The 12,008-nt window shown below is 58.6% G+C and carries 11 protein-coding genes and 1 riboswitch; of the genes, 7 read left to right on the top strand and 4 right to left on the bottom strand.

Annotated elements, in window-relative coordinates; all coding sequences use genetic code 11:
* From Q3981_RS07850 to Q3981_RS07820, 7 genes are all read left to right on the top strand, one after another.
* Nucleotides 1-920, top strand: a 920-nt coding sequence (locus Q3981_RS07850) for an FAD-dependent oxidoreductase (RefSeq protein WP_303125049.1), incomplete at its 5' end; no start/stop codon positions are given.
* A 121-nt stretch (nucleotides 921-1,041) separates the two neighbouring features.
* Nucleotides 1,042-1,347, top strand: a complete 306-nt coding sequence (gene thiS, locus Q3981_RS07845; protein WP_303125047.1) for a sulfur carrier protein ThiS — start codon at nucleotides 1,042-1,044, stop codon at nucleotides 1,345-1,347.
* Between the two features lie 3 nt (nucleotides 1,348-1,350).
* Nucleotides 1,351-2,223, top strand: a complete 873-nt coding sequence (locus Q3981_RS07840) for a thiazole synthase (protein ID WP_303125045.1) — start codon at nucleotides 1,351-1,353, stop codon at nucleotides 2,221-2,223.
* Nucleotides 2,210-3,514 (top strand): HesA/MoeB/ThiF family protein, encoded by a 1,305-nt coding sequence (locus Q3981_RS07835; protein WP_303125043.1) that lies wholly within the window; start codon nucleotides 2,210-2,212, stop codon nucleotides 3,512-3,514. The genes Q3981_RS07840 and Q3981_RS07835 overlap by 14 nt, the downstream gene beginning before the upstream one ends.
* A 271-nt stretch (nucleotides 3,515-3,785) precedes the next feature.
* Complete coding sequence (locus Q3981_RS07830) at nucleotides 3,786-5,087, top strand: alpha-amylase family protein (RefSeq protein ID WP_303125041.1); 1,302 nt, start codon at nucleotides 3,786-3,788, stop codon at nucleotides 5,085-5,087.
* A gap of 108 nt (nucleotides 5,088-5,195) precedes the next feature.
* Complete coding sequence (locus Q3981_RS07825) at nucleotides 5,196-5,897, top strand: ATP-binding cassette domain-containing protein (protein ID WP_303125039.1); 702 nt, start codon at nucleotides 5,196-5,198, stop codon at nucleotides 5,895-5,897.
* Nucleotides 5,898-6,883: 986 nt separating this feature from the next.
* Nucleotides 6,884-7,588, top strand: coding sequence for a hypothetical protein (locus Q3981_RS07820; protein ID WP_303125037.1), 705 nt, complete (start codon nucleotides 6,884-6,886; stop codon nucleotides 7,586-7,588).
* A gap of 72 nt (nucleotides 7,589-7,660) precedes the next feature.
* Here the strand turns inward: Q3981_RS07820 and Q3981_RS07815 are convergent, their stop codons facing one another.
* From Q3981_RS07815 to Q3981_RS07800, 4 genes are all read right to left on the bottom strand, one after another.
* Nucleotides 7,661-8,326, bottom strand: a complete 666-nt coding sequence (locus Q3981_RS07815; protein ID WP_303125035.1) for a thiamine phosphate synthase — start codon at nucleotides 8,324-8,326, stop codon at nucleotides 7,661-7,663.
* 7 nt (nucleotides 8,327-8,333) lie between these two features.
* Nucleotides 8,334-10,214, bottom strand: coding sequence for a phosphomethylpyrimidine synthase ThiC (gene thiC / locus Q3981_RS07810; protein ID WP_303125033.1), 1,881 nt, complete (start codon nucleotides 10,212-10,214; stop codon nucleotides 8,334-8,336).
* A riboswitch (TPP riboswitch) is annotated at nucleotides 10,213-10,321 on the bottom strand. It overlaps the preceding gene by 2 nt.
* A 115-nt stretch (nucleotides 10,322-10,436) precedes the next feature.
* Nucleotides 10,437-11,066, bottom strand: a complete 630-nt coding sequence (locus tag Q3981_RS07805; protein WP_303125031.1) for a response regulator transcription factor — start codon at nucleotides 11,064-11,066, stop codon at nucleotides 10,437-10,439.
* Nucleotides 11,063-12,008: sensor histidine kinase (locus Q3981_RS07800; RefSeq protein WP_303125029.1), on the bottom strand; the 946-nt coding region annotated here is incomplete at its 5' end. The genes Q3981_RS07805 and Q3981_RS07800, both read right to left, overlap by 4 nt.

Genomic DNA, 12,008 nt, shown 5'->3' with positions numbered 1-12,008 from the left:
CCGATCGGGTGCACCTGGCCGAGACGCGAGATTTCCAGGAATCGTTCGGCATGAAAGCCACCCAGGTGACGGTTCGCCAGCTGCGGAAAGCGGAGCCGTCGCTCAGCCCGAACCTGTCCGGTGCTGTGCATATCCCGGGCGATCACCAGATCGATCCGCGCGTGTTTGGCGACCTCATTATCGGTGCGCTGAAAAATCGTGGCGTGGAGATCGTGAAGAGATCGGCCACTCCTTTCGACGTGAACCCCCGCGACGTCACCATCGTCGCCAATGGTCTTGGCGCGTCCGGGTTCTTCCCGTATCTGCAGCTGCGCCCGGTGTGGGGTGACGTCCTCCGTTTGCGCGTGCCGGCGGAACTCGATCCGCTGGTCACGTCGGTAATTCGGGGATTTGTTCGGGATCGGCCGGTGTATGTGGTGCCGCGCATCGATGGCGGTTTGGTGCTGGGGGCCACGAGCCGGGAGGACGGCCGCGGTCAGCCGCTGGTGGGCGGCGCGCTGGACCTCATGCGCGACGCTGACACGATTTGCCCGGGGATTCGCGAGTGCACGATTGAGGAGATCACGGCGGGCGCTCGGCCGGGCACGCCGGATGACCTGCCTTATATCGGTATCGACGACGGTACCGGCGCGGTTGTTTCCACGGGCTATTTCCGCCACGGCATTTTGCTGACGGCGCTGGGCGCCCGGGTGGGTGCAGCGCTCGCGATTGCTGGCATGGGTGTTGCTGCTGCTGACTCGGGTTCCCCGGACGCTCAAACCTCAGCGGCCGCCTCGGATTCTGGGTCCGACGCACACGAATCCTTAGAAAAGCGCTTGGTAAAAGCTAACGAGCTCCTTGCCAGGGCGGATGATGACGATGCTCCGGAATTGACCATGGGCGACATTCTTGCTGCTACGGATATTCACCGTGATGCGTAGGAACGATGTGTTGGAGCTACGCACGCCCGTCACGCAGCGTTCAGCTCGGCGACCCCAGGATTCTCAGACGTCACAAGTAATCAACTAAGTCGAACAAATCAAAGGAAACCCAGAGGAAATAATGACAGACACATTCAGCCCAACGATCACGATCGAACTGAACGGCACATCGCGCCGGGCGATCAGCGGTCTTACCGTCCGGGCGCTCGTCAAAGCTGTGTCAGTGGACGGCGATAACGCCGACCTCACCGCTGTCGCCAACACCGCGAAACACCCGCCCACCAGCAATGACACCGCCGGCGATGACGATTTCGACGGATACGCCGTCGCCATTAATGACGAGATCGTTCCGAAATCCACATGGCAGACCGCCACCATTAGCGACGGCGATCGCATCGAGCTTCTCACCGCTGTTCAAGGAGGCTAGGCAATGACACACAACGCAACTAGGGACGATGACCCTACGAACATCACACCGACGGACGCAGACGACGCCACATCCCCCGACGCCCACATAGGCGACCCCGACCACTGGACGCTGGCCGATCGGGACCTCACCTCGCGCCTTTTCCTCGGCACGGGCGGAATGACGTCGCTGGATATCATGGAAAAAGCGCTGGTGGCGTCGGAAAGCAATGTGGCAACGGTCGCGATGCGTCGGCACCAAGCAGGAAAAGCCGACGTTTTCGGGATGCTTCGCCGGCACAATGTCCACATCCTGCCCAACACGGCCGGCTGCAAAACGGCGCGCGACGCCGTGCTGACCGCGAAAATGGCGAGGGAAGCGCTGGATACGGACTGGATCAAGCTCGAGGTTGTCGCCGATGACGACACTCTTCTACCCGATGCTGTCGAACTTGTCGACGCCGCGGAACAGCTGGTTAACGACGGATTCCACGTGCTGTCGTACACGAACGACGACCCCATTGTTGCGCGACGGCTGGTGAACGCGGGGGTGGACGCCGTGATGCCCGGTGGGTCGCCGATCGGCACGGGCCTGGGAATTCTTAATCCGCACAATATTGAGATGATTGTGAAAGAAGCCGGCGATATCCCCGTGGTGTTGGACGCCGGGGTGGGGACCGCGTCGGAGGCGGCGCTGGCGATGGAACTGGGATGCTCCGCCGTGTTGGTGGCCAGTTCCGTCACGCGCAGTCACGATCCTGAAGCGATGGCGAAGGCGATGGCCAGCGGTGTTCGCGCTGGTTATTGGGCACATCAGGCGGGGCGGATTCCGAAGCGGCATCACGCGGTGGCGTCCTCACCGCTGGAGGGGAGGGCATGGGCCGATGCCGTCATCTAGCACGGGCCCAGCTAGCTCCGGTGCCGGGTTGCCCCTCCTGATTCCCGACGAACGACTCGCGCCTCTCCCGCACAATGAACGCGTCCGTACCGCCCGTCACCTGGCGCTTTTTGATGAAGCCGTCCAGCAGCGCTTCGCCGCCGCGCGGGTATGCGTGATCGGCGCAGGTGGATTGGGGTCCCCGCTGCTGTACGCGCTGGCCACGGCCGGCGTCGGCACGAATGGGCATATCACGGTCTGCGATGATGACGTCGTTGACTTCACTAACCTTCAGCGGCAAACACTTTTCGGTGTCGACGACGTTGGACGTCCGAAGGCCGACGTGGCCCGCGAACGCATGCACGCGCTCAACCCCTCGATGACCATTCGCACGGAAGGGCGGTTCGGCCCCGATAACGCGGAGCAGCTGTGCCGCGAGCATGACCTCTTGATCGACGGCAGCGACAATTTTGCCACCCGGTTTGTGGCGGCCGACACTGCGGAAATGACGGAAACGCCGCTGGTCTGGGGTGCTGTTTTGCGCTACGAGGGGCAGGTCTCGGTGTTCTGGGCTCCTCACGGCCCCGGACTTCGCGACCTTTTCGACGGCCCGCCGACGAAACCAGTCCTGACCTGCGCGGAAGCAGGCGTTTTGGGTGCGACGACGGCCGTGATCGGCAACCTCATGGCCACCGAGGCGCTGAAGATCCTGGGCGGTATCGGTGAGCCCCTCGTGGGGCGGGTTCTAACGTATAACGCCACGTCGGCGACGACACGGACGCTCCGGTTGCGTCGTGACCCATCGCGTGAACCGGCGACGGCGATTCGTGACACTGTTGCGTCATCTAATCAAGGGACGGCGTGTGAAGTGGGAGACGAATCGTCACCCGGCAGCACTTCGTCAGAAGGGGAGCTTCGGAACCGTCGTGACCAAACCCAGAATCAAACCCGCGCATCTGACGACATCACGCCCTCGGATCTTCCCGGTTTTCTTGCCGACGAGAACCACGTGCTCCTGGATGTCCGCGAAGATCACGAGCGTTTAATTGAGCGCATCACGCTGGATGGAGGCGTCGAATCGGGCGGGACTGCGCCTGCGGATGCCAACCCGCGCGATATTCATGTTCCCTTGGGCGTGGTGAAAGCCGATGCGGCGTCGGTGCGTATTCCTGAATCAGCGACGGCGGTGGCCGTGTACTGCGCCCGTGGAGCACGTAGTCAGCAAGCGGCCGACATCCTGCGGGAAACACTGAGCATTCCGGTGTATTCACTGGCCGGAGGTATCACCGCGATGAAAATGGTAGCGAAATGAGCTGCGACGCCGCGCGTCAATCGTCGTCAAAGCTTGCTTCAATCGCCGTCAATGGGATTCCCAGTGGTGACAAGCCAACTGACGACAAGTGAGCAATAAGCGCCGAAGTATGTCCGGTATCTGACGTAAGCTCGAAGGGTAGTGGGACGCGGGTCGTCACCCCGTCCGCACTCGTTGATAATGCAGTCGGATAGGCAGGCAGGGCTCGATGGACACGCTTGATTACGCGCTTTGGTGGCAGATCTACCCCCTCGGAGCATGCGGAACGGACATGTTCAGCCCTCAATCCGACGACCCATCCGACGGGGAACGGTCCGCCGCGCCGACACCCGACGACGCCCCATCCGTGCCAACCTCCGAGCCCAACGTCGATAAGCCTGGAAAATTGCGCCGACTAGAAGCCTGGCTGGATTATGCGATTGAGCTGGGCTGTTCGGGGCTCTTGCTCGGGCCTATTTTCGAGTCGACAGCGCACGGATATGACACCACGAATCACTTGCGGATCGATCCGCGGTTAGGTTCGCTGGACGATTTTGATCACCTGATGGGGGAGTGCTCGAAGCGCGGCCTCAAGGTGATGTTGGACGGGGTGTTTAACCACGTCGGGACGCAGCATCCGCTGGTGACCGAGTCGATTGAGCAGGCGCGTGCGGGGGCGGAGCAGACCCCGGTGAAAACGCATACGCACGACGGGAAGATCGTGTCGGTCCCGTGGGAGGGGAACCTCGACCTGGCTGAGCTGGACCATTCCGACCCGCGCGTGGCTGACATGGTCGTGGAGATCATGGAGTATTGGTTGGATCGCGGGATCACGGGGTGGCGGCTCGACGCTGCGTACTCCGTGCCCACCGACTTTTGGCGGACCGCTATCGACCGCGTGCGTGCCCACTATCCCGATGCGGTGTTCCTAGGCGAAATCATTCACGGCGAGGAACAGGGCGGGTACATCGAGTTCGCTGCTCAGTCCCACATGGACTCGATCACCCAGTATGAGGTGTGGCAGGCCATCTGGAGCAGCATTAAGAACGCGAACATGTGGGAGCTGGACCACGCGCTCGGCCGCCACCAGACCTTTGTGGAGCAGGGCGCGGCCGTCGCCAATAATCAGCCCGACAAGCGGCCGATCCTTCCGTTGACGTTCATTGGCAATCACGATGTGTCGCGCATTGCTTCGGTGGTGGGGGATAATGGCGCGGTGCTCGCTGCCGTCGCGCAGTTGACGCTGCCCGGTATGCCGAGCATTTATTATGGCGATGAGCAGGGGTTTCGGGGTGAAAAGCAGGATGGCTTGTATGCCGACGCCGACATTCGACCGCCACTCCCGGATTCCCCAGCAGATTTATTGCCGACGGGGGAATGGCTGCATGAGATTTATCAACGTCTGATCGGGATCCGTAGGGACCATCCGTGGATCGCGCGTGGAGATCTTGTTGTAGAAAACGTTGAAGATCACACGATCACGTTTGCTGTGACGGGGCAGAATCAGACTTTGCGGACGATGATTAGCCGGGACCCGGATCGTGCCGTGGTGACCGTCGATGACGAGCAAGTTTTCTATTGGGAACAGCAGTAGGAGTCGCGCTCTGAGGTTAGACTTCCGAAGCGAAGTAAAAAGCTCTACGCTAAATGTCACTGACTTTTGTAGGGTAGCCTGGCTAAAATAGCTGAGGAGGAAATCTGGTTGAAACTTACAACCGACCAATTAACTGTGAAATACGGCTCGCATATCGCGGTTGATCACATCAGCTTAAATGTCGATACCGGATTTCATGCATTACTTGGCCCCAATGGTGCAGGGAAATCATCTCTGCTCAGGGCAATAGCCGGGCTTACCCAGCCGAGCAGTGGCAGTGTGTATATAGATGGCCGGGTTAATGATCCACGTAGTGGTTTGGTCGGCTACCTCCCTCAGGACAATCTCGAAAAATCACGCTTTACCGTGCGGGAACACCTTGCGTACATGTGTTGGCTGAGGAAAGTCCCGCAGCATAAGGTCCCCCATGAGGTCGATAGGCTGATAGAACTCGCAGGTCTGGCGGATAAAGCCGATTCACTTATCAAACATTTGTCTGGTGGTATGCGACGAAGGGTTGGAATATCATCTGCCCTCGTTTCATCGCCACCGGTAATCCTGCTCGACGAACCAACGGCAGGGCTCGATTTATCGCAACGGGCAGCGTGTAAGAGAATACTTCATCACTCGTCGGAGTCCTCTACAGTAATTATTTCGACACACATAGTCGAAGACGTCATTGAAAATGCAGATACCCTGACGATTATGAAAAACGGGGTAAAAGAATACTCGGGGCCATGGGAAAAATTCGGAGCAGGAAGAGACATCAACAAACTCAACACGATGTATCTAGATCTGCTGGAATCATGAATTCTGGAACAGGTCTGTGGCTACGTCATAATAGAGTTCATTATTTCTGTCTGACGTCCCTTATACTTTCACTTCTTGTAAAATCCGCCACGTGGATATTGCTAGAGCAGAACGGAAATTCTGTCGATATCGACACCGTGTGGGTTTCGGCTCTGACATCGATTCCACTCCTCTTTGTATTCATTCATGAGGATGACTTTGATCGTGTCTCCCCGCGGCCCATTAAAAATAGACGGCTCATACTCCTGGCCCTGGTAACAGTATGGGCTGCTCTAGTAGGGTTGCTGTGTTTTTGGGGAGATTTCTCAGACTATGGTTCTCTTACGGTCATAAGGAACGACATTGGCCTTATTGGCCTGGGGTTAGTATCAACCTACGTCCTGAAAAAGACGTTTATCTGGGTAGCTCCAGTATTCGCGGTTCTTGGGTCTCTCACGTTTAGTTGGCCATTAGAGCCGTCTATCGGGCACGGTCTCTGGGGTGCTCTGCGTGCACCGTGCAGTTTTGTTATGCCTGGTGGACAGCCGAACCTCAGTGCGCTCCTCGTTATCGTGATATGGGCCCTGGGGTCTGTCATCTATGTTCAAGGATGGTCGAAGAGGCGAAAAGACAAGGAATCTCGTTCCCTAACGGGTTTCCGCAGCACCAAGAATTACTCCTCGATAGTGCTGAAAGGAAAACTGAGAGCGTCATACGCAATTCCGATTGCGCTGATTCTTATCATCTTTTCGGTTGTCGCTCCCCTGGCGAGTGCATCGTCATGGCTGGGTAGTCCACAACTCTTGATGGTGCAAGCGCTAACCGTCTTAATACTCTTTTTCTCTCCGGCGACTCTATGCGCCAGCGTGATATCTAGTCAGGCACGGTGGCGAAGTGGAAATACTGACTGGGAGGATACGTCCCCCAGAAGTCGTATAGAGAGGTTAGTTAGCGCTTTTCGCATATCCGCGTTAAGCACGTTTATCCCCCTCGTCATTCTCGCCTTAGTGTTAATAGCGATTTCTTTTGTTGGTGCCATTCTATCCGGGGTTTCCTATAGCGTTACTTTTAGGCAACTCTGGGCGGGTACCCCAACCTTCTTGATGATTGTTGGGTTCTTACTGGTGTCCTGCGTGATTGGCACCGTTATAGGTTTTCTGTTCAGAGGCATCTGGATAGCACCACTATGTTTATTTATCGGTGTGGTCTTCTTTATATCAGTTCCTGTGGGCTCTTCCACGAGCGTCGATCGTGCTTGGGATGAAGAATATGGTTTTTCATCGTGTTCAACATCCGAAAAATTCGCGATTGAAGTGTGTGGTTCGGCACCAAATTCCGGTTACCTTAAGCCCATGGCGGCAACTCTGGATGCTATATACCAAGAAACGTCATACCGGGACGATCTTCCTCGTAAATTTGTAATGGTGAACTCCGTGTTCGATGTGAAACACGATAATGTTTTATCTGTGGGCTTACAGGACCAACGTCATGTAGTAGCACCTAGTTCACTTGACAAGGAAACAATATTCAGGGACATCAATCAGTCGCTGTCATATATTTATTTGGGCAGTGCTTCCCATAATGGGCAGCAAGCGAATTTTGACACTGATCAGGTGCTTTCTGCTTTCCGCTCGAATAACGGCCCCACCGATAATGAAGTCATTTCACAAATAGATGTGATGAAACAACACCTGGACAATGATGGCCAATGACCAGTTCCGACGAGGGGCGCAACTAGGGGCCTAAAACACCCCGGTAGCAGCTAAATCGACCCATTTCCGCGGTCACACGCTACGGAAGCTGTCCAACGCACGTCGGGCTAACTCGCCGGGATTATCAGCGTGCATCAGTGCTCGCACCATTGCGCACCCGGCGATACCAGTAGCGCTCAGCGCCGCAACGTCGTCGGGTGTCACGTCCCCGATGGCGACAATGGGCAAGGATGTTGCCGCCACGAGTGGCCGATAACCGTCAACACCAATAGGCGCGCGGCCCGAATTCTTCGTCGGCGTCGGACGGAAAGGCCCCGCACCGATGTAGTCAATAACCCCTGGATGCGAGCGGTGAAACTGTTCCGCGGCCTCGACAAGCGGTAGCGTTCCGGTCGTCAGTCCGATGAGAGCATCCGGCCCGAGCATGTCGCGGGCCGCATCCGGGGGAAGATCATCTTGTCCCAGGTGAACGCCATTGACAGGGACCCCGGCGCGTCGAGCAGCGTAGGCCACGTCGGCACGGTCATCGACGACGACTTTCGTGTGGGGATTTGCCCGGTGAACAGCTGTGGCACATTCCGTCACAAGGCTGAGCAGGTCCCGCGTGGAAAGGTCCTTCGCGCGCACCTGGACTACGCCGGCCCCAGCCGCCGCGACCTGGGCTGCGGTGTCAACGGTGTGCCGGTCCGTCCCAGACGTGACCAGGTAAAGGCGGAAATCCGTGTCGGTGGGGGCCATGTGTTTCCTATCGTTGTATCCGTCGTGCACCCATGTTCGCGAGATCGTGGTCGATGTCCTCAGCAGTGTCTTTCGCTTTGGATTCTTGCATGTAGAGCTCGGATCCGTGAGCGCGGAACTCCTCAGCCATCTTCGCCATGCCCGCTACCACATCCGCCCGGTCACCTACCGGATCACCCGTCAGATCACCCATCGGGTCACCAACCTCAGGCATGCCGAGCATCGTCTCGCCATAAGCGTCGCGAATATCTTGGCTAATCCGCATAGAGCAGAACTTCGGCCCGCACATGGAACAGAAATGGGCGGTCTTCGCTGGTTCGGCCGGCAATGTTTCGTCGTGGTAGGCCTGCGCGGTGTCGGGGTCGAGCGAGAGCGCGAACTGATCGTTCCACCGGAACTCAAACCGCGCCTTACTCATGGCATCGTCCCAGGCCTGCGCACCGGGATGCCCCTTGGCCACATCCGCCGAGTGGGCCGCAATCTTATACGTAATGACGCCCGTCTTGACGTCGTCACGGTTGGGCAGCCCCAGGTGCTCTTTCGGCGTGACATAGCACAGCATGGCCGTTCCGCCCATCGCAATAGTGGCCGCACCGATAGCGGACGTAATGTGGTCATAACCAGGCGCAATGTCGGTCACGAGTGGCCCCAGTGTGTAGAACGGAGCCCCGTGACACCAGTCCTGTTCAACGCGGATGTTCTGCTCGACGAGGTTCAGCGGAATGTGTCCTGGGCCCTCAACCATGACCTGAACGTCGTAGTCCCAGGCCCGCCGCGTCAGCTCGGCGAGTGTACGCAGCTCAGCGAATTGCGCCTTGTCGTTCGCGTCGGCAATGGACCCCGGACGCAGGCCGTCGCCAAGAGAAAATGCGACATCGTAGTGGGAGAAAATTTCGCAGAGCTCGTCGTAGTGCTCGTAGAGGAAGCTTTCCTTGTGGTGTGCCAGGCACCAGCCGGCCATGATGGAGCCGCCGCGGGACACGATGCCGGTGACGCGATCCGCCGTGAGTGGCACATAGGGCAGCAGCACCCCGGCGTGAATGGTCATGTAGTCGACGCCCTGTTCGGCCTGCTCAATCACCGTATCGCGGAAGATTTCCCAGGTCAGCGCGTTGGCTTCACCATTGACCTTCTCCAGCGCCTGATAGATAGGCACGGTCCCGATCGGCACGGGCGAGTTCCGGATAATCCACTCGCGCGTGGTGTGGATATCGTCGCCGGTCGAGAGATCCATCACGGTGTCGGCTCCCCACTTCGTAGCCCACCGTAGCTTCTCGACTTCTTCATTGATCGACGACGTCACCGCGGAGTTCCCGATATTGGCGTTGACTTTGGTCAAGAACCGACGTCCGATGATCATCGGCTCGGACTCGGGATGGTTAACGTTGGCGGGGATGATAGCGCGACCTGCTGCGACCTCGTCCCGAACAAGCTCGGGGGAGCAGTTTTCCCGCAGCGCGACGTACTTCATTTCGGGCGTGATGATGCCGCGTCGGGCGTAGTGCATCTGTGTGACGCGGTGGCCGCTTTTCGCACGGACGGGTCGGCGCGTGGTGCCGTGCCATTCCTGCGACGACGCCCCGCGTTTGACGGCGGAACGTCCGTCGTCTTCGAGTTTCTTGCCGCGTGCTTCGTAGGTGGTGGTGTCGTCGCGGTCGGCTATCCAGGGTGTTCGCAGTCCGGGGAGCCCGCGAGTCGGGTCGACGTCTGGTCCCATCGTGCGGTAGATGCGGGCGGGCTCGTTGGGGCCAGTGGGTGAATCGTCGAGGGTGACTTCGGTATATGGCACGCGAAGTCCGTCTTTTTCGACGAATTTCTCGTGGTGCTTGGGATGGTTTTCGCCGTGAACGGTGTGTGGGCGCGGTGATGAATCGGTGGGTGCAGACATGCCTAAGGTCCTCTCTTCCTTCGCCGGCATGATCCGGACAGGTTCGGACGGTCGGAGCGGCGTCAGCTCCCTCTCAGCCCGTGCCATGGGCTCCCGTGGGGTCGTGGCTCAGTGTATGTCAGGTGGGTGGAGTAGGCAGAACGTTCGCGACAAAATGTTGCAACCGGGGGTAAGTGGGTGCGGTGGCGGTGCGCGGATGGAATTGCGCGCCGATGCCGGAGCTCACAACCAGCCGGCGTCGCGTGCGACGGTCGCTGCTTCGGCGCGGGTGGTGGTGTTAGTTTTCGCGATCGCTCGGGATATGTGATTGCGAACGGTGCCAGGGGAGAGGAACAGCGTCGACGCTATACTCGCGATCGTCGCTCCCGAGAGCGCCTCGCGGAGTACATCGCGTTCGCGTGCGGTGAGCGGATTGTCCCCGGTGGCGCGTACTTTGTCATGAAGCTGCAGCGGAATGATGGTTTCGCCTGCATAGACGTCCCGGATCGCACTGGTCAATGTTTCAACAGGTGAATCCTTGACGACGAAACCACGCGCGCCCGCGTCGAGTGCCCGCTGCAGGTATCCGGGCCGGCCGAAGGTAGTGACGATAATGACCCGGCACTGGCTGTGCTCGGTGAGATCCGCGGTCGCCTGAATACCGTCGATACCAGGCATTTCGATGTCGATGAGGGCGACGTCGGCGTGGCTGTCAGCGATGCGATGTGTGAGGTCATGTGCGTCTGTTGCGGTCCCGACGACGTCGATATCACGCTCCAGAGCGAGGAGCGACTCGAGGGCACTCAGGATGAGAGATTGATCGTCCACGATGAAGACGCGGATGACGCTTCCGTCGGCTTTGTCGGTGCTCATGACTCTTTCTCCTGCGTCGTTGTCTCCTTTGGCGTGGCCCTTCGTGGAGTGGTCTTTCGCCGTGCGGTCTCGACGGTGACTGTCGTCCCCTCACCCGGCGTTGAGCGAATCGAGAACGACGCGCCGATATTGTGGGCGCGACGTTTCATGCCCTCCAGCCCGTGTTGTTTCACACTCTCTAACCCTTGTTGCCGGCCGCCGTCCTCCGCGTCGTTTAGCACATTGGTATTGGGGCGTTCCTCCTGGTCAAAGCCACGTCCGTCGTCGGCAATAATGAGTCTGGCGGACGTTGCGGTGATGGATGCGGATTGTGCCTCGGAGTGCCGAAGAATATTTGTTGTCGCTTCCTTCACTATTGCTGCGTAGAGAGCAGCGGTGGCAGGCGGAAGTTCGTCGTCGATGTGTGCGCTGAGGGAAATCCCCGCGGAGGTGCACACTGCCTGCGCTTCCTCAACAGTTTCCGTTAACGACGGCGGAGCTAGCTCGTCAAGCGCGGATCGCATGTCATTGAGTGCGGAGTGGGATAGTTCGTAGATGTCGTCGATTTCGCCGCGAGCTTTATCCTTGCGGTTTGTACCTTTGCGGGCCTTGTCCGCTTCGGCATCGAGGAGACGCGACGCGAGCTGCGCTTTGACTGCAATGACGGTGAGGCTGTGGCTCAACACATCATGCATGGCGGTGGCATAGGCCTCGCGTTGGTGCGCGCGGTCCAGCTGGCGCTCGAGTTCCCGGCGTCGTTCTTCGTCGGCGTGGGCGACGCCTACTCCAATGACTATCGCGACACCCACTCCGACGGCAAGGACGATAGGCAATGTTTGACCGTGAAGCTGCGGGGATGCGAAAAGGACGCAGATGACGAGAATCGTCGATACGAGAATCCCCGTTATGATCCCTTGCCGACCGGATCGGATAAAGACCCACAGCGCACAGATATATGGAATG

The organism is Corynebacterium sp., from assembly GCF_030530965.1.
Lineage (GTDB): Bacteria > Actinomycetota > Actinomycetes > Mycobacteriales > Mycobacteriaceae > Corynebacterium.
This window is presented reverse-complemented; position numbering and strand designations above follow the sequence as displayed.